At 75.6% G+C, this 25,175-nt stretch carries 30 protein-coding genes; 8 read left to right on the plus strand and 22 right to left on the minus strand.

Features of this window, described 5'->3' with window-relative positions:
* Positions 1-60: 60 nt before the first annotated feature.
* The 3 genes from ACI79V_RS20045 to ACI79V_RS20055 are packed head-to-tail and all read right to left on the minus strand — an operon-like array spanning position 61 to position 2,020.
* The gene (locus tag ACI79V_RS20045; RefSeq protein ID WP_456892072.1) at positions 61-504 is read right to left on the minus strand and encodes a YdeI/OmpD-associated family protein; all 444 of its coding nucleotides are present in this window, start codon (positions 502-504) and stop codon (positions 61-63) included.
* Positions 505-558: 54 nt separating this feature from the next.
* Positions 559-1,650 carry a winged helix DNA-binding domain-containing protein gene (locus ACI79V_RS20050; protein ID WP_456892074.1) on the minus strand — a complete coding sequence of 364 codons (1,092 nt, stop codon included), beginning with the start codon at positions 1,648-1,650 and terminating at the stop codon, positions 559-561.
* A 55-nt stretch (positions 1,651-1,705) separates the two neighbouring features.
* Entirely contained in the window at positions 1,706-2,020 is a 315-nt protein-coding gene (locus tag ACI79V_RS20055) for a hypothetical protein (protein ID WP_456892076.1), read from the minus strand.
* Positions 2,021-2,165: 145 nt separating this feature from the next.
* Between ACI79V_RS20055 and ACI79V_RS20060 the strand changes: the two genes are divergently transcribed.
* The gene (locus ACI79V_RS20060) at positions 2,166-3,008 is read left to right on the plus strand and encodes an SRPBCC family protein (RefSeq protein ID WP_456892078.1); all 843 of its coding nucleotides are present in this window, start codon (positions 2,166-2,168) and stop codon (positions 3,006-3,008) included.
* 51 nt (positions 3,009-3,059) lie between these two features.
* On the opposite strand, the gene ACI79V_RS20065 is transcribed toward ACI79V_RS20060, so the two are convergent.
* The 3 genes from ACI79V_RS20065 to ACI79V_RS20075 all read right to left on the minus strand — a co-directional run bounded on the left by ACI79V_RS20065 (position 3,060) and on the right by ACI79V_RS20075 (position 5,406).
* On the minus strand, positions 3,060-4,523 hold the full coding sequence (locus ACI79V_RS20065) for a PRC-barrel domain-containing protein (RefSeq protein ID WP_456892080.1): 1,464 nt from the start codon (positions 4,521-4,523) through the stop codon (positions 3,060-3,062).
* 106 nt (positions 4,524-4,629) lie between these two features.
* Positions 4,630-5,016: a DUF1761 domain-containing protein gene (locus ACI79V_RS20070; RefSeq protein WP_456892082.1), complete on the minus strand. Its 387-nt coding sequence runs from the start codon at positions 5,014-5,016 to the stop codon at positions 4,630-4,632.
* A 144-nt stretch (positions 5,017-5,160) separates the two neighbouring features.
* Positions 5,161-5,406 (minus strand): glutaredoxin family protein, encoded by a 246-nt coding sequence (locus tag ACI79V_RS20075; protein ID WP_456892084.1) that lies wholly within the window; start codon positions 5,404-5,406, stop codon positions 5,161-5,163.
* Positions 5,407-5,653: 247 nt separating this feature from the next.
* Between ACI79V_RS20075 and ACI79V_RS20080 the strand changes: the two genes are divergently transcribed.
* Positions 5,654-5,926 carry a DUF1905 domain-containing protein gene (locus ACI79V_RS20080; RefSeq protein ID WP_456892086.1) on the plus strand — a complete coding sequence of 91 codons (273 nt, stop codon included), beginning with the start codon at positions 5,654-5,656 and terminating at the stop codon, positions 5,924-5,926.
* A 101-nt stretch (positions 5,927-6,027) separates the two neighbouring features.
* Here ACI79V_RS20080 and ACI79V_RS20085 read toward each other — a convergent pair whose 3' ends face one another.
* From ACI79V_RS20085 to ACI79V_RS20125, 9 genes are all read right to left on the minus strand, one after another.
* On the minus strand, positions 6,028-6,750 hold the full coding sequence (locus ACI79V_RS20085; protein ID WP_456892088.1) for a PIG-L deacetylase family protein: 723 nt from the start codon (positions 6,748-6,750) through the stop codon (positions 6,028-6,030).
* Positions 6,747-7,955, minus strand: a complete 1,209-nt coding sequence (locus ACI79V_RS20090; protein WP_456892090.1) for a glycosyltransferase family 4 protein — start codon at positions 7,953-7,955, stop codon at positions 6,747-6,749. The genes ACI79V_RS20085 and ACI79V_RS20090 overlap by 4 nt, the downstream gene beginning before the upstream one ends.
* Positions 7,952-8,800: a sugar phosphate isomerase/epimerase family protein gene (locus tag ACI79V_RS20095; RefSeq protein WP_456892092.1), complete on the minus strand. Its 849-nt coding sequence runs from the start codon at positions 8,798-8,800 to the stop codon at positions 7,952-7,954. Before ACI79V_RS20095 ends, ACI79V_RS20090 begins: the two co-directional genes overlap by 4 nt.
* Positions 8,797-10,260 carry a YcaO-like family protein gene (locus ACI79V_RS20100; RefSeq protein ID WP_456892094.1) on the minus strand — a complete coding sequence of 488 codons (1,464 nt, stop codon included), beginning with the start codon at positions 10,258-10,260 and terminating at the stop codon, positions 8,797-8,799. The genes ACI79V_RS20095 and ACI79V_RS20100 overlap by 4 nt, the downstream gene beginning before the upstream one ends.
* On the minus strand, positions 10,257-11,231 hold the full coding sequence (locus ACI79V_RS20105; RefSeq protein WP_456892096.1) for an MBL fold metallo-hydrolase: 975 nt from the start codon (positions 11,229-11,231) through the stop codon (positions 10,257-10,259). Before ACI79V_RS20105 ends, ACI79V_RS20100 begins: the two co-directional genes overlap by 4 nt.
* Positions 11,228-12,214 carry a Gfo/Idh/MocA family protein gene (locus ACI79V_RS20110; RefSeq protein WP_456892098.1) on the minus strand — a complete coding sequence of 329 codons (987 nt, stop codon included), beginning with the start codon at positions 12,212-12,214 and terminating at the stop codon, positions 11,228-11,230. The genes ACI79V_RS20105 and ACI79V_RS20110 overlap by 4 nt, the downstream gene beginning before the upstream one ends.
* A 94-nt stretch (positions 12,215-12,308) precedes the next feature.
* Positions 12,309-13,304, minus strand: a complete 996-nt coding sequence (locus tag ACI79V_RS20115; protein ID WP_456892100.1) for a class I SAM-dependent methyltransferase — start codon at positions 13,302-13,304, stop codon at positions 12,309-12,311.
* Between the two features lie 26 nt (positions 13,305-13,330).
* Positions 13,331-14,245, minus strand: coding sequence for a hypothetical protein (locus ACI79V_RS20120; RefSeq protein WP_456892102.1), 915 nt, complete (start codon positions 14,243-14,245; stop codon positions 13,331-13,333).
* Positions 14,242-15,432: an inositol-3-phosphate synthase gene (locus tag ACI79V_RS20125; protein ID WP_456892104.1), complete on the minus strand. Its 1,191-nt coding sequence runs from the start codon at positions 15,430-15,432 to the stop codon at positions 14,242-14,244. The genes ACI79V_RS20120 and ACI79V_RS20125 overlap by 4 nt, the downstream gene beginning before the upstream one ends.
* A gap of 205 nt (positions 15,433-15,637) precedes the next feature.
* On the opposite strand from ACI79V_RS20125, the gene ACI79V_RS20130 reads away from it, so the two are divergent.
* Positions 15,638-16,258 carry a hypothetical protein gene (locus ACI79V_RS20130; protein ID WP_456892106.1) on the plus strand — a complete coding sequence of 207 codons (621 nt, stop codon included), beginning with the start codon at positions 15,638-15,640 and terminating at the stop codon, positions 16,256-16,258.
* The gene (locus ACI79V_RS20135) at positions 16,255-17,013 is read left to right on the plus strand and encodes a glycoside hydrolase family 16 protein (RefSeq protein ID WP_456892108.1); all 759 of its coding nucleotides are present in this window, start codon (positions 16,255-16,257) and stop codon (positions 17,011-17,013) included. The genes ACI79V_RS20130 and ACI79V_RS20135 overlap by 4 nt, the downstream gene beginning before the upstream one ends.
* A 7-nt stretch (positions 17,014-17,020) precedes the next feature.
* Here ACI79V_RS20135 and ACI79V_RS20140 read toward each other — a convergent pair whose 3' ends face one another.
* The 5 genes from ACI79V_RS20140 to ACI79V_RS20160 all read right to left on the minus strand — a co-directional run bounded on the left by ACI79V_RS20140 (position 17,021) and on the right by ACI79V_RS20160 (position 21,670).
* A complete protein-coding gene (locus ACI79V_RS20140) occupies positions 17,021-17,560 on the minus strand; it encodes a PaaI family thioesterase (RefSeq protein ID WP_456892110.1) in 540 nt (179 codons plus the stop codon).
* Positions 17,550-18,059: a winged helix-turn-helix transcriptional regulator gene (locus tag ACI79V_RS20145; RefSeq protein ID WP_456892112.1), complete on the minus strand. Its 510-nt coding sequence runs from the start codon at positions 18,057-18,059 to the stop codon at positions 17,550-17,552. The genes ACI79V_RS20140 and ACI79V_RS20145 overlap by 11 nt, the downstream gene beginning before the upstream one ends.
* 177 nt (positions 18,060-18,236) lie before the next feature.
* The gene (locus tag ACI79V_RS20150) at positions 18,237-19,010 is read right to left on the minus strand and encodes a succinate dehydrogenase/fumarate reductase iron-sulfur subunit (protein WP_456892114.1); all 774 of its coding nucleotides are present in this window, start codon (positions 19,008-19,010) and stop codon (positions 18,237-18,239) included.
* A complete protein-coding gene (locus ACI79V_RS20155) occupies positions 19,011-20,957 on the minus strand; it encodes a fumarate reductase/succinate dehydrogenase flavoprotein subunit (RefSeq protein ID WP_456892116.1) in 1,947 nt (648 codons plus the stop codon).
* An 11-nt stretch (positions 20,958-20,968) separates the two neighbouring features.
* Complete coding sequence (locus ACI79V_RS20160) at positions 20,969-21,670, minus strand: succinate dehydrogenase cytochrome b subunit (RefSeq protein ID WP_456892118.1); 702 nt, start codon at positions 21,668-21,670, stop codon at positions 20,969-20,971.
* 157 nt (positions 21,671-21,827) lie between these two features.
* Here ACI79V_RS20160 and ACI79V_RS20165 point away from each other — a divergent pair, with 157 nt between their 5' ends.
* Entirely contained in the window at positions 21,828-22,436 is a 609-nt protein-coding gene (locus tag ACI79V_RS20165) for a sulfite oxidase-like oxidoreductase (protein WP_456892120.1), read from the plus strand.
* Positions 22,437-22,557: 121 nt separating this feature from the next.
* Positions 22,558-23,229 carry an FAD-binding oxidoreductase gene (locus ACI79V_RS20170; protein WP_456892122.1) on the plus strand — a complete coding sequence of 224 codons (672 nt, stop codon included), beginning with the start codon at positions 22,558-22,560 and terminating at the stop codon, positions 23,227-23,229.
* Between the two features lie 13 nt (positions 23,230-23,242).
* Here ACI79V_RS20170 and ACI79V_RS20175 read toward each other — a convergent pair whose 3' ends face one another.
* Positions 23,243-23,398 carry a hypothetical protein gene (locus ACI79V_RS20175; RefSeq protein WP_456877747.1) on the minus strand — a complete coding sequence of 52 codons (156 nt, stop codon included), beginning with the start codon at positions 23,396-23,398 and terminating at the stop codon, positions 23,243-23,245.
* Between the two features lie 80 nt (positions 23,399-23,478).
* Here ACI79V_RS20175 and ACI79V_RS20180 point away from each other — a divergent pair, with 80 nt between their 5' ends.
* Entirely contained in the window at positions 23,479-24,015 is a 537-nt protein-coding gene (locus ACI79V_RS20180) for an N-acetyltransferase family protein (RefSeq protein ID WP_456892124.1), read from the plus strand.
* Here the strand turns inward: ACI79V_RS20180 and ACI79V_RS20185 are convergent.
* The gene (locus ACI79V_RS20185) at positions 23,997-24,728 is read right to left on the minus strand and encodes a monooxygenase (protein ID WP_456892126.1); all 732 of its coding nucleotides are present in this window, start codon (positions 24,726-24,728) and stop codon (positions 23,997-23,999) included. The genes ACI79V_RS20180 and ACI79V_RS20185 overlap by 19 nt on opposite strands.
* A gap of 23 nt (positions 24,729-24,751) precedes the next feature.
* Here ACI79V_RS20185 and ACI79V_RS20190 point away from each other — a divergent pair.
* On the plus strand, positions 24,752-25,175 hold a 424-nt coding region (locus ACI79V_RS20190; RefSeq protein WP_456892128.1), incomplete at its 3' end, for a formate/nitrite transporter family protein.

A 25,175-nucleotide genomic window follows, 5' to 3' on the forward strand; every position in this document is an offset into this window, starting at 1 on the left:
GACGACCGGGAGCGACCATCGCCGAGCGCCCGGCTCCCGTCAAACCGGGCGCCGGGCGGCTCAGCCGGAGACGGCGGTCACGACGGCGGTGACCCGGCGGGCCCGGGTCTCGGGCTTCTTGGCCTCGACCACCGACCGCACGTGCTCCTTGCGGTGGCTGGGCGCCAGCCGGTCGAAGGCGTCCCGCACGCCCGCCGCCGCGAGCGCCCCGGCCAGGTCGGGCGGCACCTCCACGGTGCGCTCGGCGGTGTCGACGGTGATCAGCACGTCGACGGTGTCACCGGCCTCGACGCCGAGGGCGCTGCGCCGCTCCCGGCTCAGCCCGACGAGGTTCTCGCCGCCCATCCGCGCGAGCCGACCCTCGACGGTCACCGGGCCGATCGTGAGCCGGACGGGGAACGTGCGGCCGGCGCCGAGGCCGGCCACCTGCTCGTCGGTGAGGACGATCGCCGCGGCCGGCCCACGGGGCTCGAGCGTCGTCGTCAGTCGCAGTTCGCTGGGCACGCGTCCAGCCTGGCCTCCCGGTCGCGAGCGCGGAAGCCACCGCGCGGGTGGTGCTCAGCCCGGCGAGGTGACCGTGACCGCGCCGGGGACCCCGTCGCCGAGGAAGGCGGCCAGCGCGCTGCCCTCCGCCTCGACCTCGGTCCGTTCCGCGGCGGTGAGCGGGCGCAGCGGCGCGACCGCCACCGCGACGCCGCCGTCGTCGCGGTCGGCACTCGTCCAGGTGGCCGCCACGAAGCCGTCGGCCAGCACCACGCGGGCCCCGGCGACGCTGAGACCGCGGTGCTCGTCGGCGATCACCCGCGATCGGTCGTCGTAGCCGAGGACGGCGTTGTCGAACGCCGGGAGGAAGCGCACCGGGGCGGGGAGGTCGCCGTCGGGCAGCGGCGCGTCGAGGACGTCGAGCAGCTCCCGCCCCCGCTCGTCGCGGAGCGACCGCAGTTGCGGCCGCAGCCGGGCCACCACCGCCGGCAGCCCGCTGAGCCCGCACCAGGCGCGCAGGTCGGCGCTCGACGCGGGCCCGTACGCCCGCAGGTACCGCAGCACCAGTGCGTCGAGGACGTCGTCGTACGGCCCGTCAGCGAGGTCGCGCCCCAGCCAGGCGCGCACCGTCGTGTTGCGGGCCGGGGCCTGCTGCCGCCACAGCCCGCGCGGCGGTGTCTGCACCAGCGGCACCAGGCTCGACAGCGCGTCGCCGAGGTCGCGGGGCAGCGGGTCGGGCCACCGCTCGGCCAGGAGCCGGCCGACCTCCGGCAGCAGCCGCGGCTCCTGCTCGAACAGCGGCTCCCCGGCGGCGGCCAGCTCGTCGAGGTCGACACCCGGCAGTCGGCGCCCGAGCACCCCGGTCATGCGCGCGACCAGCATCGACCCGTGCACCGGCCGCAGGTGCAGGCAGTCCTCGGCGGTGACCAGGTGCAGCGTGCGGCGCATGAGCTGCGTGCGGACGACCCGGCGCCCGAGCAGGAGCTCGGCGAGCGGGCCCGGCGTGAACGCGGCCAGCCGCGACCACAACCCGACGTAGGGCTCCTGCGGCTCCTGCGCCTGCAGGCCGACGAGGTGGTCGACGGCGTCGAACGCGTCCCGCCCGTCGCGCCGCAGCAGCAGCTGGCGGGCGAGGGTGGCGCGGTTGAGCGCGCGCCGGTCGAGCACCTCGGCTCCCCGGCGCGCGCCCACGCCCCTGTCTACCGCTGAGGGCCGACCGTTGTCAGGCGGCCAGCCGGTGGTGGCGGCAGCGGCCGCCGTCGGTGGCCCGGGCGGCGCACGGCGCACCGGCCTTGGTGACCCCGCCGCTGTCGCCGCAGCGGGCCGGGCCGGCCGGCCGCGCGGGCTGCTCGACGACCAGCGCCGGGCGGGGGAAGGGGAGGACGACGGCGTCCGGCGCGGCGACCGGGGCGGGCTCGGCGGCGACGGGGACGGCGGGAGCCGGGACCGGGCGGCCGGCGCGGCGGTGCAGGGCCGAGGCGGCGGTGACCCCGGCGGTGAAGGCGGCGAGGGCGGTGGCGACGTGGCTGGCGCGCATGTCCCCCTCATCGGCCGGGCGGGTCCGGGCCGGGAGGCGGCAGCCCCACCCGTCCCACCCGCCGCACGAGAGCCCGGCAGGTGGTTGTGCACTCCGACCAGGGGTAACGCACGTCCCGTCCGTCCTGCGACTGAGGAGGCGAGCGATGACCACCAAGGTGGAGAAGTCGATCCAGGTCGACGTACCGGTGCGCACGGCCTACGACCAGTGGACCCAGTTCGAGGACTTCCCCCACTTCATGGGCGGGGTGAAGGAGGTCCGCCAGCTCGACGACCGGCGCCTGCACTGGGTCGCGGAGATCGCCGGTGTCCGCCGGCAGTGGGAGGCCGCGGTCCTCGAGCAGGTGCCCGACCAGAAGGTCGCCTGGGCCGCCACGGAGGGCGCGACCAACGCCGGCGCCGTCCGGTTCGAGCCCGCCGGGGCCACCTCGACGATCGTGTACCTGGAGCTGGAGTACGAGCCCGAGGGCGTCGTCGAGCAGGTCGGCGACAAGCTCGGCATCGTCGAGCGGCAGGTGCGGTCCGACCTCGAGCGGTTCAAGAACCTGGTCGAGAGCCAGGGCTACGCCAGTGGCGCGTGGCGCGGGTCGATCAACGAGGACCTCGACGTCGGCACCCCGACCACCGAGACCGCCTTCCAGTCCCACGGCGACAGCGGCAAGGCAGGTGTGTCCGGCAAGGTCGTCGCCGGTGCGGCGGCGGCCGTCGCCGGGGTCGCGGCCGCCGCGGCCGCCGCGGCGACGTCGTCGTCGTCGGGCGAGCAGCGGTCCCAGCCCGCGCCCGCACCGGAGCAGCGGCCCGAGGGCGTCGTCCAGCCGCAGGAGGTCACCGTCGTCGACCAGCCGCCGCCGGACGCGGTGGTGCGCGACGACGTGCTCGTCCCGGAGTCCGACGCCGAGGGTTACACCAGCACGACATCGACGGAGGGCGTCGAGCGCACGGTGCGCGGCGACGGCGACGACCCGATGATCGGCGGCGGCGGCCGCTGACCGACGAGCCGGCCGGGTGCCCGCGCGGAGCGGGCACCCGGCCGGCTGCGGTCAGGCCTGGCCGGTGACGCGGCCGGTGACCCGGCCGGCGGCGCGCTGGATCTGCTCGTAGTCGCCGTAGCCGGCGCCCACCACGTAGCCCGTGCCCGCGCCCAGCCCGAACGCGGTCAGCCGCACCAGTCGCTTGCCCTTCTTCTTCAACCGGTGACCGGCCTCGGCGACCTCCTCGGGCACCGACCCGACGGCGCGCTCGGCCCGCATCGCCGCCCGCAGCCCGGTCTGCCCGAGCTCGGCCCCGGCCTCGGCGGCCCGCGACACCGCCGTGGCGGCCAGCTCACCTCCGGCCGCGAGCGCCTGACGCGCCACGCCGGCGCCCTCGTCGGCCACCTGCCGCAGCGCCGCGCCCGTGGTCGCCACCAGGGGAGCGGCCGCGAGGGCTCCTCTGCGGGTGGCCCCGAGGACCTGCGCCGCGACGTTCGCGGCGGCCGGCCCGGCCGCCGCCGTGCTGCTGCGGGTGACGTCGAGGACCTGGTGGGCGGCGGTGGTCACGGCCGGCCCGACGCCGGCGGCGCTCGTCCGGGCCGCCTCCCGCGCCTGCTGGGTGGCGTTCAGCACGACCGGACCGACGCCGGCGGCGCTCGCCCGGGCCGCCTCGCGCACCTGCTGGGTCGCGCTCAGCACCGCCGGTGCCACCCCGGCCGTCGCCTGCTGCAGCCGGGCCCGCCCCGTGACCGGGACGGCGCGCGCCCGGCGGCCCGCCTTCCTCGCCTTGCGGCCGGCCTTCCTCGCCTTGCGGCCGGCCTTCCGGCCGGCCTCGGCCGTGGTGCGCCCGGTGCTCCGCCTCGCCCGCCGCGCGCTGCGCGAGAGCCGGGCGGCCGGCTGCTGCCGGCGCCGCACCGTGGCGAAGCCGATCGCACCGGCGCCCAGCAGCGCCGCCACGACGGCGGCGATCCGCCCGGCGCCGGCCCCACCGCCCGCGGTGCTGTCCGCGCGGCCGAAGTCGCGGTCGCCGGGCTGGGCGACGGGCGGCGGCGGAGTCGGCGGCAGCGCCTCCTCGTCGGCCGTGGGCAGGGCCGCGGCGGGCGTCGGGACCGTCGAGGTCGTGTCGGCCGCCGTCGTGGCGGTCGTGGTCGTGGAGGTCGTGGAGGTCGTGGCGGTCGGCTCGGCGCCCTCCGCGGGCAGCAGCGTGTCGGAGGTCGCCGTCGTGGCCTGGATCCCGTAGTGCCGGTAGAGCGCCTCCTCCTGGTCGGTGGTCAGCTCGCGGCTCTCGCCGTAGCGTGGCGCGCCGTCGACCAGGCCGCGCTCGACGGCCACCTGCACCCGCCCGCCGTCGCCGGTGGCGCCCACGAGCGGGACGACGACGGTGGCGCCGGCGTGCTCGGCGTACAGCCACTCGGGCCGGCCGGTGTCCTCGTCGGCCAGCAGGTGCGTCACCGTGCCGATCTCGTTGCCGTCGCGGTCCACGACCGGCCTGCCGACCCAGTCGATCACCATTTCCCGTTCGGGCAGTGTCATGGCGCTGTCTCCCCACCTCGTGGCCGGACCCCGGTGGCCCGGCTGAACCGCGTTCGACCGCCCTACCCCGCGACCTGCGCGCCAACCGACGGAGGCCGTCGGCTGCTCATCGGGGCCGGCGCCCGACGATCGACGACACCAGCAGCAGCTTGACCAGCCAGTCGCCGGCGTGGATCGCCGCCTGCTCCCAGGGCACCTTCTCGTGGACCACCGACCCGGTCAGCAGCACCACCGGGAAGGCGGTCCACAGACCGGCGCCCAGGGCGAGCGCCTCGCGCGGGCCGGACGCGGGCAGCCGGTCGGCGAGCAGCGACACCGCCGTGGCGACGACGCCGGTGCGGACCAGCTCGACCGGCGCGACCACCGCGGGCGACGGGCCGGGCGTGGCGTAGGCCTCGTCGAGCCGGGAGAGCCGCGAGCCGAATGCGGCGTACCAGGCGGAGCTGGCGACGAACGACGCCCCGGCCGCGGCGGCCACCCGCGCGGCCCTCACGACGCGCCCCGTCGGTCGACCGCGCTCCTCGCCTGCAGTTCCGTGCCGGACCACTCGTCCACGTCAGCCTCCTCGGGTCGCCGTCGAGGGGAGACCGGCCCGTGCCGCAGGACTGATCGGTGCCCCACCCCACGGACCGGGTCGTCAGGAGCGCATGGCCTCGCGGACCTCGCGCAGCGACGGGTTGGTCAGGTACCGCCCGCGGACGACGACGGTGGGGGAGACCTCCCAGCCCTGGGGGTGCCGGGCCCGGACCTCCGCGGCCGCCTGCGGGTCGTCGGCGAAGCTGACCGACCGGTGCGGCAGCCGGGTGAGCCGCATCTTCGCCCGCAGCTTCGTCGAGTAGGGACACCCCGGCTTGTGGTAGACGACGACCGGCTCGTCGGTCATGGCCCCTCCTGCCCTGCGCATCGGGCCCCCGCTGCCCGAACGGTGGCAGCCGGACGGGCCGCCGGGCAAGTCCTCACCGGTCGCCCTCCGGACGGGGTCTTCCGACGCCTGGGACGGGCGACGTGAACGGCGTGTTGCGCGCGGCACGGCACCTGCCGGCGACGCCGCCGCACCCCGACAGTGGACGAGGCCGACGCGGCCTGAGCCGCCACCGATGACTCCCGGCCGCTCCGGGGGTGGGAGCGGCATGGATCCCCTCGACGCCACGTTCACCGCGCCCCTCGAGAAGGACGGCGCCTCCGCCACCTACCTCACCGTTCCCGGCTCGGCCGAGCTGTTCGGGACCCGCCGGGCGGTGGAGGCGGGCGGCACGATCGACGGGCACGCCTTCACCGCGACCTGCATGCCGTCGGGGGAGGGGCCGCACTGGCTGCCGCTGCGGAAGGCGATCTGCCAGGCGATCGGCAAGGACGCGGCCGGTCAGCAGGTCTCGGTCCACCTGCAGCAGCGGTTCTCCTGAGCACGGTCGTGCTCTGCTCCGTATCGGGGGTAGAGCACGAAGGAGGGCGGGGCCGTTCCCCTGCGGACAGTTGCGCTCTGGTCCGCATCGGGGGCAGAGCACTACTGCGCTCGGGTCACCACGCCCCCGGCCAGCCGCCGGGCGGGGGCGTCGGCCAGCAGCACCTCGGGCAGCCCGGCCAGCGCCGCGCGCATCGCCTCGACGCCGCCGAACTGGAAGCCGAGCTGGGTGGCGTAGCAGGCGCACGCGTCGGCGCGGCGGTCCGGGTCCTGCGGCAGCTCGAGCGGAGCCAGCCCGGCGGGCAGGTCCGGCCCGGGCCGCGCGTCCGGGTCGCGCAGCACGTACGGCGAGTCGCGCCACCACAGCACCGGACGGCCGGTGTCGGCGACCGCCCGCAGCACCTGCCGGTGGTCGACGTGCCCGCCCAGCGCCTGCGGGGCCAGCCACAGGTCCCCGGGTACGGCCTCCAGCAGGTCGCGCACGGTCCGCCACACGTCGTCGCCGGCGTGGACCCCGGCGAACAGCTCCGCGGCGCTCCCGTACCCGCGGTGCGGCGCCTCGGGCAGGTCCAGGTGCAGCGGCGCCGCGCCGAGCACGGCCATCGCGGCGGCGTCCTCGTCGCGCCGCAGCGCCATGTAGTCGGCGTCGGCCGGCAGCCCCTTGTCCAGCTGGCAGGCGAGCGCGAAGCCGGTCGGTCCGGGCACGCTGCGGGTGAAGCAGGTGACCACGGTGACCTCGTGCCCGGCGTCGGCCAGCGCGGCCAGCGTGGCCCCCACGGAGAACGCGGCGTCGTCGAGGTGCGGGCTGACGGCGGTGACCCTCACAGCAGGTGCGCCGCGGAGCGGAACCGGCAGGAGAGGTCGACCGTCGGCGGCATCGTCCAGTCCGCGGACGGCGTCGTCCCGGCGACGGAGCGGTACACGTCGTCGACCGAGCGGGCCAGCACCGGCCAGGAGTAGAGCCGGCGCACCTCCTCCAGCGCCGTCGTCGCCAGCCGGGTCCGCAGGTCGCCGTCGGCGAGCAGCCGGTCCAGTGCCGACCGCAGCCCGGCGACGTCGCCGGGGGCGTGCAGCAGCCCGTTCTCCTCGTGCCGCAGGCAGTCGACGACACCGACGCTATCGGTGCTGACCGTGGGCAGCCCGCTGGCCATCGCCTCGAGCAGCGTGTTGGAGAACCCCTCGCTGTAGGTGGGGCTGACGAAGACGTCGGCGCGGCGGTACACCGCGGGCGCCTCGTCGGGCGGCACGTAGCCGAGGAAGGTGGTCCGTTCGTCGGCACGGGCGCGCGCCTCGTCGAGGTCCGGGCCGATGCCGGAGACGACCAGCCGGACGCCGTCGGGCAGCGCCTCGAGCAGGTCGAGCACGCCCTTGCGGCGGTCGACGCGGCCGTGGAAGAGCAGGACGGGCGGGTCCTGCAGTGCGCCGAGCGGGCGCTCGGCCGGGGTGAACCGGCGGGTGTCGGTGGCCCCCGGGACGATCGTGAAGCGCGCGGGGTCCGAGCCGAGGTTGCCGACCACCTCGTCGCGGAAGCTGGCGCTGCCGATGAGCACCGCGTCCGACGCGTCGACGACGGCGCGCATCGCGTGCGCGTGGGTGGTGCAGCAGGTGCCCACCCAGTGGCCGTCGCCGCCCTGGATGCTCACCACCGCGGGCAACCCGGTCTCGCGGGCAGCGGCCAGCACGGCCAGCCCCGGTGGGTAGCCGTACTGGGCGTGCAGCACGTCGAACGGCCGCTCGCGGTGCAGGCCGACGACGGTGCGCACGATCTCGGCGACGTCGCCCTCCCAGTCCGCCGGGACGACGGTCTCGCCGCGGCTGGGCAGCGCGTGCACCTCGACGCCGGCCGGCACGCGGTCCGGTGGGGGCGGGCCGCCGCCGTACACGCGGGTGCCGGCCTCGTCGTCGCGGTACTGGCTGACCAGCACCACCTCGTGGCCGAGCGCGACCAGTTCGCGCAGCAGGTTCTCGGCGTAGACGCTCATCCCGCTCACCGCCGGCCAGTAGCGGCGGCTGACGAAGCAGACCCTCACGCGGCGATCTCCCCCTGCGACTCGGCCTTCCTCAGCGTCTCGATCGAGCGGGGCACCATCTCGTGCGCGCGGTGCCCGTCGCGGGAGAGCTCCAGCGTCACCAGCCGGCCGAACGAGGCCTGCCGCAGCGCCCGCAGCACCGCGGGCAGGTCGACGTCACCCTCGTCGAGCGGTAGGTGGTCGTGCACCCCGCGGCGCATCCCCTCGACGGCGACCGTGCCCAGGTGCGGCGCGAACCGGGTCACCGCCTCGTCCGGCGCGTACGCCCCGGCGACGACGCAGTGCCCGGTGTCGAGCGCCAGCGCGATCCCCGGCGTCTCGGCGGCCAGCCGGGCCCAGCCGTCGCAGTCCTCGACCAGCATCCCCGGCTCGGGCTCGACCGCGAGGGCGTAGGAGCGGCCGCCGTGGCTGTCGATCAGCGCCCGGACGCCGTCGACCAGCCAGCCCCACGCGGCGTCGCGGTCCACGCCCGGCTTCGGCACGCCCGCCCAGAAGCTGACCGCCTCCGCGCCCAGCACCTCCGCCAGGTCGCAGGCCAGGCGCAGGTAGGCCAGCCGCCGCACCCGCCCCTCGGCGGAGGCGGTGACCAGCGTCGGCTCGTGCTTGGCCCGCGGGTCGAGCAGGAACCGGGCGCCGGTCTCCACCACCACGCCCAGCCCGAGCTCGTCGCAGCGGGCCCGCACCGCCGCTGCCTGGGCGAACGCGTCCGGGGCGAACGGGTCGAGGTGGACGACGTCGAGGGTGAGCGCCACCCCGGCGTAGCCGCAGTCGGCGAGGAAGGGCAGCGCGTCCGACAGCCGGTGCGAGGTCAGCCCGTTGGTGTTGTACGCGTACCGCAGGCTCACTGCGCCAGGACCTCCGCGACCACGTGCCGGCCCGGCTCCCGGTACAGCGCGTACAGCGCCCCCACCCGGCGGTCGGCGCCGGCGCGGTCGAACCAGGCCGGCCCGCCCAGGCGCTCCTCCGCCTCGGCGGTCAGGTGCACCCGCGCCCAGCCGCCGGGGTCGGCGCCCACGGCGGCCAGCCCCTCGTCGGCCTCGAGCAGCCGGCGCACGCCGCGCTCGCCGATCCGGCCGTAGGACATCGTCTCCACCTCCAGGCCGGGCACCAGCACCTTCGCCGCGACCGCGTCACCCTCCGAGGGCTGCAGCTCGACCAGCACGTCGTGGCCGGCGGCCTGCACCGCGCCGGTGACCCGCGCGTGCAGGTCGTCCCCGGACCACGTGGGCAGGTCGGCCAGCGCCACCGTGGAGCGGCGGGAGAGCACGGTGTCCTGCAGCAGGTCGACCAGCGCGGCCGTGCCCATCCGCGTCCACGCGAGCATCGCCTCCAGCGCGCGGTCCTCCTCGACCAGCCGCTCCGGCGGGTGCCCGCCGCGCCAGTGCTCCAGGTAGCCCGGCGGCGTCGCCGGCAGGACGACGTCGAAGGGCCCGTGCATGAACGCCTTCCGGCTGCGCGCCGAGGCGAACTCGTGCAGCGCCTTGCGGACGGCGGTGTCGCGGTCGGGGTGCGCGGCCTCCCCGCACGCCGTCGCCATCACCGGCACCGGCTCCGACCCGTCCCGCGAGCAGCCCACGGCGTAGACGTCGACGACGCCGAACTCCGTCGCCGCGAGCTTCACCACCACGTCGATGCCCGCGGCGTCGAGCCGGTCGAGCAGCGCCAGTGCGTCGGAGTCGGTGAGCCCGTCGAGGTCGACGACGACGCCGCGGTCCATCGCCCGGAACGCCGTGGCGTTGCCGTCGCGCTGCAGCACCTCCAGCAGCGCGTGGGTCACCGCCCGGTCGGCGTCGAACGCCGCGCCCTGCCCGTTGGTGATGACCGTGGTCAGCCACCCGCCCGGCGGCGGTGTGCCCGGCAGGTCGTCGGGCGCGGAGGCGACCAGCTCGGCCGGCACCAGCACCGCCTCGCCGTCGCGCAGCCGGGTCATCGGCAGCCACTGCAGCGGCCGGTCGTCGTCGTACGGGCTGCCCGCCTCCAGGCAGAGGGTGCGCGGGTCGGCCACCCGGTCGCGGCCGTGCCGGCGGGTCACCTCCGCATAGGAGCCCTCCTCGCGGGGGACCCCACGGTGCGCCCGCAGCGACAGCGCCATCTCGGCCATCTCGCCCATCGCGCCGGTGCGGGCCTCCTCGCGGGTGGCGCCGTAGCCCAGCCCGCTGCCGCCGGGGTGCGCGGGCGTCGGCGGCAGGACGGCCGAGTGCAGCGGCACGTCGAGCACGTCGATGCCCTCGATGGCGAAGTCCTCGACCGGCGTGGGGAACGAGTCGCGGTACCGCTGCGACGGCGTGACCTCGACGGTGGTCACAGCTCCTCCAGCGGCACGGGAGCGGCGTCCGGCGGCCCCGACAGCAGCCGCTGCACCAGGTGGACGACGGTGTCGGTGGTGACGCCGGCGACCATCTCGAACGGCGTCGCGACGACCTCGAAGTCCAGCTCCGCGACGACGGCGAGCATCTCGCGCAGCTCGCCGTGGGACAGCGGGATCTGCGCGTGGAATGCCTTGTGCGCCGACAGCGCGACCGGGTCGCCGTCGGGGGAGAGGTCGACCTTGAGCGAGTCGCCGCAGAACAGGATCCCGCGGCGGTCGTCGTGCAGCACCGAGTGCCCGGGGAAGTGCCCGCCGGTGCGGTGCAGGGTGAGGCCGGGGGCCAGGGTGAGGACGTCGTCGGCCGGCCAGGTGACCCGGAAGGCCTTGGTCCACACCAGGTCGTGCACGTTGACGCAGACGACCCGGGGCTCGAGCTCCTGCTGCAGCTGCCACAGCGCGCCGTAGCCGTGCACGTGGCTGGAGGCCAGCACCGGGAAGCCGCCCTTCTCGTCGGCCATCCGGCGCAGCTCGGCGAGCATGGGGGCGGTGTACCAGGGTGCGCACTCGAAGCCGACCAGCCCGATGTCGGTCTCGATCACCCAGCCGCGGCTGTCGAGGCCGAAGCGCGGCTCGGTGCCGAACTCGGTGACGCCGTCGACCGGGGCCGGCCGCCAGAAGCCGGTGACCAGCTCGTCGGCCTGCTTCTCGGTGACGAACTCGAACCCGTGCTCGGGCAGCGCGTTGCGGACGTCGGCGCACACCGGGCAGACGGACGGTCCCGGGGCGGGCCAGCGCTGCCAGTGCCCGCAGTTGGTGCACGCGTAGGCGGGCAGGTCGGGCAGCAGGCCGCGGTAGGGGTTGGTGTCGACCTGACTGGCCACGTGCCGCGCGCCAGTGCCGTCAGCAGTGAGGTCGGCGGCGGGGTCGGTGGCCCGGTCGATGGCGCCGGGCACGTCGGGCGAGCTCACGGGGTGCCTCCGTCGAGAGCGGTGAGGAGCAGGCGGTGCAGGGCGAGGTCGCGGGCGGGGTCGTACGGCCACCGTGCGCGGCCCGCGACCGCGGCGGTGAAGGCGGCGAACTGCGCCTGGAACGGCGGGGTGTCGGCGAACGGCACGTCCACCGGGTCGGGTCGGTACAGCGTCAGCGAGCCTCCCGCCGTCTGCCCCATCGTGTCGACGGCGACCGCCATGGCCCGCGTGCCGACCACCTCGAGGCGGCGGCGGGGGAACGCGTCGGGGGTGTTGAACGCGACGTGCAGGCCGACCAGCACGCCGCCGTCGGTGGCGCCGGTGAGCAGCGCGCCGTCGTCGACGCCGTAGTCGTGCACCCGGGTCTGCAGCAGCGCCGACAGCCGGGTGACGTCCTCGCCCAGCAGCGTGCCGACCAGGTCGAGGCCGTGCGGAGCGAGGTCGATCGCCGCGCCGCCGCCGGCGCGGGCCGGGTCCACGCGCCAGTTGTCGTGCGGCCGGCCGTCGGGCGTCCAGTCCCCGGGCAGCCAGCAGCAGTAGACGATCCGGACGGCGGTCACCGTGCCCAGCTCGGGCACCAGCTCGCGCAACCGCACGTGGGCGGGGTGCCAGCGCTGGTCGTAGGCGGTGCCCAGCAGCACGCCGGCCCGCGCGCACGCGTCGACCAGCGCCTGCGCGTCGCCGGCGTCGGCGGCCAGCGGCTTCTCGCACAGCACCGCCTTCCCGGCCGCGGCGGCCGCCTCGACCAGCGGCCGGTGCCCCGCGTTGGGCACCGCCACGTACACCGCGTCCAGGCCGGGTGTGGCGAGGAACTCGGCCAGGTCGGTCGTCCGCCGGGCGCCTTCGACCGGCATCCGCGCCGTCGCCGCCGGGTCGAGGTCGTGCAGCGCCACCACCCGGGCACCGTCGACGGCGAGCAGGCCGGGCAGCGCGTGGTCGCGGGCCACCCAGCCGCACCCGGCGATGCCCCAACCGACGCTCACGCCGTCCCCCTCCCCGTCGAGATCACGTGAACTCGACGCCGGAGGGCCCCTCGGAGGTGCGAGATCGCGTGATCTCGACCGGAGGTGTGCCGGCTCACCACGCCTCCGGGAGGTCGACGAGCAGGCGTCGGCGGGCCGCGTCTGCGGGCAGCGGGTCGGGCCAGCGCGGGGGCAGGTACGACGAGCGCGGCCCGTACTCGGCGGCGTAGCGCTCGCTGGGCCAGGTCAGCACGCCCCCGGGGTAGAGCGGGTTGACGAACAGCGGCGGCAGCGGCTCGCCGAGGTCCACCGGCGCGGGGGCCAGCGGGTGCCCGGCCACCAGCGCGACCGCCTCGCTGGCGTGCAGGTCGGCCGGCGCGGCCCGGCGCGGGGGACGGCCCTCGAGCAACGCGCGGGTCAGCTCGTCGTCGTCGTAGAGCAGCCCGGTGCCGAGCACCTCGGCGTACCCCTCCGGCGTCAGCGGCGCCCCGTGCGGGTCGGCCACGTGCGCGTGCCCGACGACGACGGTGCCGCCCGGTCCGGCCAGCGCCCGCATCGCCGCGGCCGCGGCCGGCTTGTCGCGGAGGAAGTAGAAGGCGTCGTGGCACATGACGTACGCGGGGGAGCCCACCGGCAGGCCCGGCGCCGCGGTCAGGTCGGCGCACACGTAGCGCGCCGACGGGCAGACGAACCGCCTGGCCAGCCACAGCTTGGCCCAGACGACGTCGACGCCGAGCAGGTCGGCCACCCCGCGGCGGGACAGCTCGCGCAGGTGCGCGCCGATCCCGCAGGCGACGTCGACCACCGGCCTGCTGCCCGGCCAGTGCGCCTGCAGCAGCGCCAGCCCGGCCAGGTGGGTGGGGTCCGACCAGCGGTGGGCGAAGTAGTCGGCGACCCGCCCCATGCCGAGCAGGTCCATCGCCTCGCGCAGCGTGCGCGCCGCCGGCACCCGCGCGAGCTGCTCGGGCGGAGGCGGCGGCTCGGTCCACCAGTCGTCGGCGTCGGCGAGCAGCAGCACCCGGGCGCGGTCGGTCTCGCCGGCGGCGAGCAGCCCGGCGACCTCGGCGCGCAGGTCGTCGCGGCCGGCCCGGGCGAAGGGGATCCCGTCCACCACCGGGACGGCCGGTGCCGGTGCGCTCACAGCCCGGCCGCCGCCAGGACGTCGAGGTGGTAGGCCTGCACCGGCCCGGCGTGCACCAGCTCGAGGTCGTCGAGCGCCTGCGACGCGGTGAACCCCGCGGCCCGCGCGTGGTGGTGCACCTGCAGCACGCGGTCGAGGACGTCGGCGGCGTGGAAGGCCCGCGCCGCGGGCTCGCCGGCGCCCGGCCGCAGCGCGAGCACCTCCCGCACCCGGCCGGCCAGCGCGGCGGGCAGCGCGGCGAGCTCCCGCTCCTCCAGCGTGGCCGTCACCCGCTCCAGCGCGTCGCCGAGCAGCACCTCCCCGGCGAACCCGGCGTCGGGCAGGACGACGTTGTGCAGGTGGTGGGCCAGGCCCAGCAGGAACGGCGGCACCGGGTCGGCGCCGACCACCGGCGCGACCAGCGCCCCGTAGACGGCGACGGTGAGGCAGTGGTCGCCGTGACTCTCCGGCGGCTCGACGACGATCCGCGGCTTCCCCGGCGCGGTCGCCCCGGCCCGCGGCTGGGCGTTGAGCGCGGCGGCCAGCGGTGGCGCCGACCCGGGCGACGGCAGCGGGCCGAGCGCGGCGCGCAGCCGGTCGCGCAGGCCCGCGTCGAGCGGCCCGGCCACCTCGTCGAAGGCCCGGCGGAGCACCACCAGGACCTCGCCGTCCTCCAGCCCGGCGGTGGTCAGCACGGCGGCGTCGATGCCGGCCAGCCGGGCCCGGGCGACGGCGGCCGCGGTCTCGGACCACGCGACGTCCGCGACGTCCTCGCCGGCGAGCAGCCGCGCCCACGCGCGGGCGAACGCCTGCTCGGCCAGCGAGCCCGGGGCGCCGGCGACCCGGACGCGCTTGGCGTCACCGATCTCGGCCAGCAGCGGCCGGAGGCCGGCGAGCGCGGTCAGCGTCCCCGGGACCTCGATCGCGGTCACCGGGAGCCGGCGCCGGCGGCCAGCCAGTCGAGCAGGGCGGTCTCCTGGCGGTGGAAGGCGTGCTCGGGGACGTCGCCGCCGGCGGTCATCGGCGCCTTGAAGAACCACGCCAGCTGCCGCTGCACCCCGCCCTCGCCGCGCTGCTGCGCGAGGTCGGTGAGGCGGGCGAGCTCGAGGGCCAGCGGGGCGGCGAGGATGGAGTCGCGGCACTGGAAGTCGACCTTGACCTGCATGCGCTGGCCGAGGAAGCCGACCAGGTCGATGGCGTCCCAGGCCTCCTTCTGGTCCCCGCGCGGCCGGTAGTAGTCGATGCGGACCACGTGGTCCTCGACCGGGTAGCCCAGGATCGAGTCCAGCACGCTGCCCTTGGTCTGCAGCTTGCTGTTGAGCGAGTCGGGGTCGTCGAGGGCCAGGCCGTCGCGGTTGCCGAGGATGTTGGTCGAGTACCAGCCCTCGACGGTGAGCGAGCGGGCGCGGAAGGCCGGGGCGAGGACCGTCTTCATCATCGTCTGTCCGGTCTTGCCGTCCTTGCCGGCGACCGGGACGCCCCGGGCCTCGGCGAGGGCGACCAGCGCCGGGACGTCGGCGGCCAGCGACGGCGTGAAGTTGACGTAGCCGACGCCCTCGGCGATGGCCGCGTAGGCGTAGACCATCGCCGGGGTGATGGCGCGGTTGTCGGCGTCGAGCCCGGCCTCGAAGGCCTCGACGGTCTGCAGCGCAGGGGCGGTCGGGTCGGGCCACCGCTCGGTGGAGGCGAGGTTGACCAGCACCAGCCCGTCGAGGGACTCCTCCTCCCGGAACCGGCGCAGGTCCTCGCGGACGGCGTCGACCTGGGCGCGGCGGGTCTCGGCCAGCACCACGTTGCCGCCGGTGACGTTGCGGCAGAAGTCGGCGTCGCCGGCCGCGGGCCAGGGCGTCAGCGCCGAGAGCGCCGGGCCGGCCTCCTCGAGCTGCCGGGCGTCGAGGACCCCGTGCTGCTCGGCGGCCTTGCGCAGGTCGGAGCCGTCGAGGTCCCAGCCGCGCACGACCAGCGACTCGTACCCGGCCAGGCCCGTCGTCTCCTCCACCGGGCCGCCGGCCACCTGCAGGCCGGCCAGCGGCAGGCCGTCGGAGCCGGCCACCCCGGTCCGCAGCAGCTCCAGACCCGCGACCGCGGTCGTCGCGACCGCACCCCCGAGTCCGACCACCGCGACACCCACCCGACGGGACTCCTGCGACACGACCGACCTCCGCGCTCCCCGGGCGGACCCGCTCCACCCGGCCCGAGACTGGCACAGCGGTTGTGCACCCGCTGGGTGAGAACGAGATTCTGCCGCGCAACCCGGTCGTGCACCGCACGTCCCTGGACGGGGTGGCCACGATGGAGACCCACCCGGATCCCGGAGGTGCACCGTGACCGTGCCGTACGCCCAGCAACCCCCTGCGCCGATGGTGGTGCCGCGCTTCACCGTCCGTCAGCGGATCACCGTGATGGTCAACCGCTACGAGGTCCGCGGTGTGCAGCCCGACGGCAGCGAGGGCCCGCTGCTCGCCCTGGCCCAGCAGAAGCGGCTCAAGCTCAAGGAGGAGGTGGTCTTCACCGCCGACGAGGCCCGCACCCGCCCGGTCTTCGCCTTCCGCGCCCGCCAGCGGCTCGACGTGCACGCCCAGCACGACGTGTTCGACGAGGGCGGCCGCGTCCTCGGCACCTTCAGCAAGCGCTTCGGCGCGAGCCTGCTCCGCTCGACCTGGACCCTCTCGGCCCCCGGCCTGGAGGCCGTCGGCCGGGAGCGCCGGCCGTTCCTTGCGATCCTGCGGCGGGTGTGGGACTTCATCCCGTTCCTCGGCGACGTCTGGGTGCCCTTCGTCTTCCACTTCGACTTCGTCGACACCGCCACCGGGCAGCCCGTGCTGGTCGTCGAGCGGCGCAAGGCGATCCGCGACCGCTACGACGTCTTCGTCCCCGACCCGCGGCTGGACTTCCGGGTCGCCGCGTCGATGGCCGTGGCCCTGGACGCGCTGCAGAGCCGGTGACCGGGACGCCCTTCCGGGACGACTTCGACGGCGACGACCTCGACCGCGACGTCTGGGTGCCGCACTACCTGCCGCAGTGGAGCTCGCGTGCGGCGACGGCGGCCTGCTACGAGGTCCACGACTCCTGCCTGCGGCTGTACCTGCCCGACGACGCGCCGCTGTGGTGCCCGGGGGACCACCCGCCGCTGCGGGTCTCGGGCGTCCAGTCCGGCGTCTTCTCCGGTCCGGTCGGCAGCACCGTGGGGCAGCAGCCGGTGCGGCCGGGCGCCGTCGTCCGGGAGGAGCAGCCCGCGCACTGGGGCTGGACGCCGCGCTACGGCCTGCTCGAGATGCGGGCCCGCGCCACCGTGACGCCGCGGTCGATGGTGGCCTGGTGGACCGTCGGCCTGGAGGACCGGCCCGAGCGCTCCGGCGAGATCTGCGTGGCGGAGGTCTTCGGCGACGCCGTCGACCCGGCGGACGGCGCCGCGGTCGGGATGGGCACCCACCCGTTCCGGGACCCGCGGCTGGTCGAGGACTTCGCCGCGCCCCGGCCCGGCATCGACGTCGCCGACTGGCACGTCTACGCCGTGGACTGGCGGCCCGACGGCGCGGTGTTCTCCGTGGACGGGCAGCGCGTGCGCGAGGTGGCGGTGACCCCCGACTACCCGGTGCAGATGATGCTGGCCGTCTTCGACTTCCCGGAGAAGGAGGTGCCGGGGGAGCCCTACGTCGTGCCCGAGCTCGTCGTCGACGGGATCCGGGGCAGCGACTGACCGGCGCTCAGGCGGCCAGCGGGAAGACCAGCAGCGAGCTCGACGCCGTCGCCACGGTCTTGCCGGCGGCGTCGAGCACCTGCCCCTCCGCGAAGGCGACCCGCCGTCCCGGTTTGACCACCGTGCCGACGGCGGTCAGCCGCCCGCTGGCCTGGGTCACCGCCCGCAGGTAGGTGACCTTGAGCTCGATCGACGTGTAGCCGACGCCGTGGGGCAGGGTGGTGTGCACCGCGCAGCCGGCGACGGAGTCCAGCAGCGTGCAGACCAGCCCGCCGTGCACGACGCCGATGGGGTTGTAGACCGACTCGTCCACGGCGCAGGTGAACTCGACCCGGCCCTCCTCGACGGTGGTCAGGTCCATCTGCAGCAGCTGCGCGATCGGCGGGGGCGGCAGCACGCCGTCGCGCACGGCCTCCAGGGTCTGCAGGCCCGACCGCTCCCGGCCGCCGGCCGCGGTGACCATCGGGTCGAACCAGGTGACCGTCCGGGACCGCGGCTCGCCCCACCCGGCCGGGGTGCCGGTCACCGGGTCGGTCTCAGTGCTCATGCGTCTCCTCGGCGGGCAGTCCCGACAGCGCCCGCCCGGCCGGGGTCAGCACCCGCTCGACCCGCGAGCGGTTGACCGGCTCCCCGCAGGTGCGGCACACCCACTCGGCGTCGACCTGGTGCTCCTCGTGCCCCTCCGGGGCGTGCTCGAGGCGGACCGGCGGCTCCTCGGCGGCCCACCGGTCGCCCCACTGCAGCAGCGCCTGCAGCACCGGCAGCAGGTCACGGCCGGACGCGGTCAGGTGGTAGCCCGAGCGGGGCGGCGCGTCGCTGTACTGCCGGCGCTCGAGCACGCCCGCGGCCACCAGGGCGTTGAGCCGCGCGGTCAGCCGGTCGCGGGGAGCGCCCGTGCCGCGGGCGATGTCGCTGAAGCGGTGGTTGCCCAGCGACACCTCCCGGACGACGAGCAGCGACCACCGCTCGCCCACCAGCTCGAGGGCGGCGGCGATGGTGCACGGGCGGCCGGGTAGGGCGGTGAGGTCGTACGGGGCGGTGCTCACCCGAGTCAGTTTGCCCGTCGAACCGACACGGCGCCACTGCCAGGGGCGAGGCATAGGAAGCTATCCGCTCGTCCTGGCGCTCCAGACGTGCGGATAGCTTCCTTTGCCTGAGCCCCCCCGTGAACGGCGACGGGCGGGGACCCCCGGAGGAGTCCCCGCCCGTCGGCGGCGCTGGTCCTAGCTCTTCGGCCGCGCACCGGCGCGCAGCGCGCCGAGGAGGTCGTGGTTGAGCCGGGAGATGGTCTCCATCGAGATGCCCTTCGGGCAGCTGGCCGAGCACTCACCGATGTTGGTGCAGCCGCCGAAGCCCTCGAGGTCCTGCTGGTGGACCATGTTGACCACGCGGTCGTTGCGCTCGGGCTGCCCCTGGGGCATCAGGCCGAGGTGGGTGACCTTCGCGGCCGTGAACAGCATCGACGAGGCGTTCGGGCAGGCCGCCACGCAGGCGCCGCAGCCGATGCAGGTGGCGGCGTCGAACGCGGCGTCGGAGTCCTTCTTGGCCACCAGGATCGAGTGCGCCTCGGGGGCGGTCCCGGTCGGGGCGCTGATGTAGCCGCCCGACTGGATGATCCGGTCCAGGGCCGACCGGTCGACGGCGAGGTCCTTGATGACCGGGAAGGCCGTCGCCCGCCACGGCTCGACGTCGATCGTGTCGCCGTCCTTGAACGACCGCATGTGCAGCTGGCAGGTGGTCGTCTGCGGGTGCTCCTCGAACAGCCCGTTGCCGTGGGCGCGGCCGTTGATCATGACGCCGCACGAGCCGCAGATGCCCTCGCGGCAGTCGTGGTCGAAGGAGACCGGGTCCTCACCGTTGAGGATGAGCTGCTCGTTGAGGACGTCGAGCATCTCCAGGAACGACATGTCCGGGGAGACGTCGGTGACCTCGTAGGTCACCATCTTCCCCTTCTCTGCCGCGCTCCGCTGGCGCCAGACACGCAGCTTGAGGTTCATCTACTTGTAGCTCCGCTGGGCGAGGTGGACGTAGTCGAACTCGAGGTCTTCCTTGTGCAGGACGGGCGGGACACCCTCCGGCGTCCACTCCCAGGCCGCGACGTAGGCGAAGTTGTCGTCGTCGCGCAGGGCCTCCCCGTCGGGGGTCTGGCTCTCCGCCCGGAAGTGCCCACCGCAGCTCTCGTTGCGGTGCAGGGCGTCGACGCACATGAGCTCGGCGAGCTCGATGAAGTCGGCGACGCGGCCGGCGTGCTCGAGGCTCTGGTTGAACCGCCCGGCCTCACCGGGCACCCGCACGTTCGTCCAGAACTCCTGCCGGATCTCCGGGATCCGGTCGAGGGCCTTGCGCAGGCTCTCCTCCGAGCGCTCCATGCCGCACAGGTCGAACATCAGCCGGCCGAGCTCGCGGTGGAACGAGGCGGTGGTCCGGGTGCCGTTGATCGACAGCAGCCGATCGGTCTGCGCCCGCACCCCCTCGAGCGCCTCGACGGCGGCCGGGTGAGCCGGGTCGACCGCGCCGAAGGGACCGGAGGCCAGGTAGTCGTTGATCGTGTTCGGCAGGACGAAGTAGCCGTCGGCCAGGCCCTGCATGAGGGCGCTGGCGCCGAGCCGGTTGGCGCCGTGGTCGGAGAAGTTCGCCTCGCCGATCACGAACAGGCCGGGGATCGTCGACTGCAGGTCGTAGTCGACCCACAGGCCGCCCATCGTGTAGTGGACCGCCGGGTAGATCCGCATCGGGACCTCGTAGGGGTCCTCGCCCGTGATCTGGGCGTACATGTCGAAGAGGTTGCCGTACTTGGCCTCGATGGCCGGCCGGCCCAGCCGCTGCATGGCCTCCGCGAAGTCGAGGTACACGCCCAGGCCGCTGGGGCCGACGCCGCGGCCCTCGTCGCAGACGTTCTTGGCCTGCCGCGAGGCGATGTCGCGGGGGACCAGGTTGCCGAACGAGGGGTAGATCCGCTCGAGGTAGTAGTCGCGCTCGTCCTCGGGGATCTGCCGCGGGTCGCGGGTGTCGCCGCGCTCCTTGGGCACCCACACCCGGCCGTCGTTGCGCAGCGACTCGCTCATCAGCGTGAGCTTCGACTGGTACTCGCCGTGCACCGGGATGCAGGTCGGGTGGATCTGCGTGTAGCAGGGGTTGGCGAACAGCGCGCCGCGCTTGTGCGCCCGCCAGATCGCCGTGGCGTTGGAGCCCTTGGCGTTGGTCGACAGGTAGAAGACGTTGCTGTACCCGCCGGTGGCGAGCACGACGGCGTCGGCGAAGTGGGTGCTGATCTCGCCGGTGATCAGGTTCCGGGCGACGATGCCGCGGGCCCGGCCGTCGACGACGATCAGGTCGAGCATCTCGGTGCGCGCGTGCTGCTCGACGGTGCCGGCCGCCATCTGCCGCTCGAGGGCCTGGTAGGCGCCGTAGAGCAACTGCTGGCCCGTCTGGCCGCGGGCGTAGAACGTCCGCGACACCTGGGTGCCACCGAAGGAGCGGTTGTCGAGCAGGCCGCCGTACTCGCGGGCGAACGGGACGCCCTGCGCGACGCACTGGTCGATGATGTTGACGCTGACCTCGGCCAGCCGGTGCACGTTGTCCTCGCGGGCGCGGAAGTCGCCGCCCTTGACGGTGTCGTAGAACAGCCGGTGCACCGAGTCGCCGTCGTTGCGGTAGTTCTTGGCGGCGTTGATGCCGCCCTGCGCGGCGACGCTGTGCGCCCGGCGCGGGCTGTCCTGGTACCAGAAGGACTTCACCCGGTAGCCGGCCTCGCCGAGCGTGGCGGCCGCCGCGCCACCGGCCAGCCCGGTGCCGACGACGATGATGCTCAGCTTGCGGCGGTTGGCCGGGTTGACCAGCTTCGCGCGGAACCGGCGCTCGCTCCAGCGCTCGCTGATCGGGACGTCGCGGGGGGCCTTGGTGTCGGCGATCGGGTCACCGACGGTGAACAGTTCGAGGGCCATGACGCGTGCTCCTACTCGATGATGCCGACGAGGACGCTCAGCGGCGGGATCAGGAAGCCCACCGTGAGCACGACGGCGAAGACGGTGGCGAACGCGTTGACCGTCCGCTCGCGCGTCCTGTTGCTCTGCCCCAGGGTCTGGGTCGCGCTCCAGATGCCGTGCCGGAGGTGGAAGCCCAGGGCCAGCAGCGCGACGACGTAGACCAGGGTCACGATCGGGTTGGAGAACCCGGCGATCGCCCTCTCGTAGGGCGTGGAGTCCGGCCCCTCGGGGTTGGCGACCCCCAGCGTGAGGTCGAGGACGTGGTAGACGATGAACAGGCCGAGGATGACGCCGCCCCAGCGCATCGTGCGCGAGGCGTAGCTCTGGGCCACCGCCTTGCGGGCCACGTACTGCGTCGGACGGGCGCGCTTGGCCTGGCGCCACAGGGAGATCGCGGCCCAGATGTGCGCGACGACGGCCACCAGCAGGACGACCCGGATGATCCACAGGACGGTCTGTCCCGGGACGGCCGGCTCACCGATGCGGCGGATCCACTCGGAGTACCCGTTGAAGGTCTCCGCGCCGGCGAAGAGCTTCAGGTTCCCGACCATGTGCGCGACCAGGTAGAGGACCAGGATGATGCCGCTGACGGCCATCACGGCCTTCTTCGCGACCGAGCTGGTCTTCGCGACCTTCGGGGTCCTGCGTTGGCCCGACTGCGTCACCGTCACCACAGCACCAAAGTTAGGCTCCCTAACCCCTTGACGGCCACGTGAACACACAGTGACACGGCTCATGTAAGGGAACCCTCAACCCAGGTCAGGACGTTGAGGGCCGCCCGCCGGACGTGGCAGCGTTCCGGCAGCAGCACCGACCGGAGGAGGACGTGTGGCAGGACCGACCCGGGGCTTCCTCGGCCGCCGACGGGAGCGGGATCCCCGGCTGCCGCCCGGCCAGTACGACGTCGGCCGCGACTGGCCGGTGCTGACCGCCGAGCCCACGCCGCGCATCGCGCCGGAGACGTGGAGCGTCACCGTCGACGGCCGCGTCGAGAACCCGACGACGTGGACGTGGGACGAGGTGCACCGGCTGCCGCCGTCGGAGTACCGCGGCGACATCCACTGCGTGACGACGTGGTCGAAGTTCGACACCCACTTCGCCGGTGTCAGCGTGGACACCCTGCTCGAGGCCGCCCGGCCGACTGCCGAGGCGCACTTCGTCGTCGCCACCTCCAAGACCGGCTACACCACCAACCTGCCGCTCGAGGACGTCACCGGCGGCAAGGCGTGGCTGGTGTGGGAGTTCGACGGGCAGCCGCTGCCGGTGGAGCACGGCGGCCCGGTGCGGCTGCTCGTGCCGCACCTCTACTTCTGGAAGAGCGCCAAGTGGGTCACCCGGCTGACCCTGCTGCAGCGCGACCAGCCCGGTTTCTGGGAGCAGAACGGCTACCACGACCGCGGCGACCCCTGGCGCGAACAGCGCTACCAGGGTGACTGACGAAGGACCCCGCTGCCCCCCACCGCTCGCAGGCTCGCGGCGGGACCCTGCAGCGGGGCCACCAGATGCCTCACCTGACGTGCGGCGGCCCGCGCCCGTCGGGGGCTGGCGGGAGGCGACGGTGCGGGAGGTCGACCGCCCGACCCCGCGCACCCTCCGGCTGCGGCTGGAGGTGCCCGACCGGCCCGACCACCTCGCCGGCCAGCACTACGTCGTCCGGCTGACCGCCGAGGACGGGTACCGCGCCCAGCGGTCCTACTCGGTGGCCTCCGCGCCGGGCGACCCGCTGGTCGAACTGCTCGTCGAGCGCCTCGACGACGGCGAGGTGTCCACCTACCTGGCCGACGTCGTCGAGCCCGGCGACCGGCTGGAGGTCCGCGGCCCGATCGGCGGCTGGTTCGTCTGGACCGGGGACGCGCCGGCGCTGCTCGTGGGCGGGGGCACCGGGGTGGTGCCGTTCGTGTCCATGCTGCGCACCGCCCGCGAGCTCGGCCGCGAGGACCTGCTGCGGATCGCCGTCTCCACCCGCACGGCCGCCGAGCTGCCCTACGCCGACGAGCTGCGCGCGGCCGGCGCGCTGGTGGTCACCACCCGCGAGCGCTCGGGGATCCGCCCGGCCGGCCGGCTGGCCGCCGCGGACCTGGTGCCGCTGTGGGAGCCGGGCCAGACCGCCTACGTGTGCGGGTCCACCCCGTTCGCCGAGGCGGCCAGCCAGCTGCTCGTCGGGCTGGGCGTGGCCGCCGCCGACGTCCGGGTGGAGCGGTTCGGCCCCAGCGGCGACGGCCTCCCCTGAGCCGGACCGGGCGTCACTGACGGCGGCCGCGCAGCCAGGAGCCCAGCGCCACGCCGGCGAGGGCCCAGAACGCGCCCGCGCCCACCCCGGCCAGCACGATCCAGAACGGGACGCGCAGCTCGTCGTCCACCGGACGGGGGACGGGCACGGGACCGGGTGCGTCGCTCATGGCGCCGAGCCTTCCCCCATGGGGGTACGCGGTCCAGGGGCGACGCCCGTCCGCACGGCGCCGGGGGCGATGATCGGAGCGTGTCCTCCGCCGTCGTGACCGCCGTCGACGCCGTCGACCCGCGGCTGCACGAGGAGCTGCTGGCCTGCTGGACCGACGTCACCAACGCCGGCGGCGCGGTCGGTTTCGTCCCGCCGGTCACCCGGGACGACGTCGCGCCGGTGCTCGACGCCGTCGTCGCGCGGGTCGCCCTGGGCCGCGAGCGCCTGGTGGTGCTGCGGGTCGACGGCGAGCTCGGCGGGTTCGCCGTGCTGTCGCTGTCGGTCAGCCCGCTGCGCCGGCACTGGGCCACCGTGCTGCGGGTGCAGGTGCACCCCCGCCTGCAGGGCCGGGGCCTGGGCCGGGTGCTGCTGTCGGGCATCCACGAGGTCGCCCGCGACAGCGGCCTGGAGATGCTGCACCTGACCGTGCGCGGCGGCTCCGGCCTCGAACGGTTCTACGAGCAGTTCGGCTACCGCGAGTTCGGCCGGATGCCCGGCGCGATCCGGCTGGCCCCCGGTGACGACCGGGAGGAGATCCACCTGGTGGCGCGGCTGGGTCAGCCCGCCGCGGGCTGAGCCAGCGGGTCGGCGCCGTCGACGGTGCCCCGGGAGGAGAGCACCGCCAGCCGGGCGAACAGCTCCTCGGCGTACCAGCCCTCCTGCGCCGTCCGCGCCACGACGGCGGCGTGCTCGGGGCGGTCGTAGGCGAAGGCGTTGAGCGCCGCGGCGGAGTCCCACACGCTGAAGGTGCCCTGCAGGCCCAGCGGCGCCTCGCCGATCCCGACGGCCATCCGCAGCCCGGGCGCCCGGTGCAGGTCGGCCGACACCGGCGGCACCGCCGACCAGAACCGCGCGGCCCGGCGCAGCACCAGCCGGGCCCGGGTCACCGCGGCCACCGGCCCGTCCCAGCGGCGGGGGCGCGGGCTGCCGAACGGCTCGCGGCCCGACCACCGCCCGCGGGTGGCCAGGGGGCGGAGCCGCACCGCCCACTCCTCGTCGGCGACCCGCCGCCAGCTCGCGCCCACCGGCCCGTCGTCGAGGGCGTCGGCGGCGGCGTCGTCGTCCCACACGGCGAGCAGCCCCCACCGGCGCGGGTCGGCGTCGCGGACGGTGAAGGTGCGCCCGTCGCCGGTGCCCAGCAGCTTGGCGAAGCGCAGGCCCGGGGTGCGGGCCAGCGCGGGCCGCAGCGTGGCCATCCGCAGCACCGCGCCCGGCACGGCGCGGCGGGGGACGCCCCACAGGTGCAGGGTCACGGTCCCCGGGTCGCCACCCGGCTCGGAGTGCGGCACGCCGCCGAGGGTAGGTGTGCTCCGTGACCGACCAGCGCCGCGTCCAGCTCGGCGACACCGATGCACCCGCCGAGGACGAGCTCGTCGACGCCTTCGACCGGGTGGTGAGCCAGGGCGCCCAGCGGCTGCACCGCACCTGGCGCGAGGTGCTCACGACCGGCCTCGCCGGAGGGCTGGAGGTGTCGGTCGGGATCCTGGCGCTGGTCGCCGTGTACGCCGAGACCGGCAGCCACCTGCTCGCGGGGCTCGCCTTCTCGATCGGCTTCGTCGCGCTGCTGCTGGCCCGCAGCGAGCTGTTCACCGAGGGCTTCCTGCTGCCGGTCACCGCGGTGGTCGCCGGGCGGGGGGGGGGGGGGGGGGGGGGGGGGGGGGGGGGGGGGGGGGGGGGGGGGGGGGGGGGGGGGGGGGGGGGGGGGGGGGGGGGGGGGGGGGGGCGGGCGGGGGGGG

The sequence above is a fragment of the Geodermatophilus sp. SYSU D00700 genome (assembly GCF_054050255.1).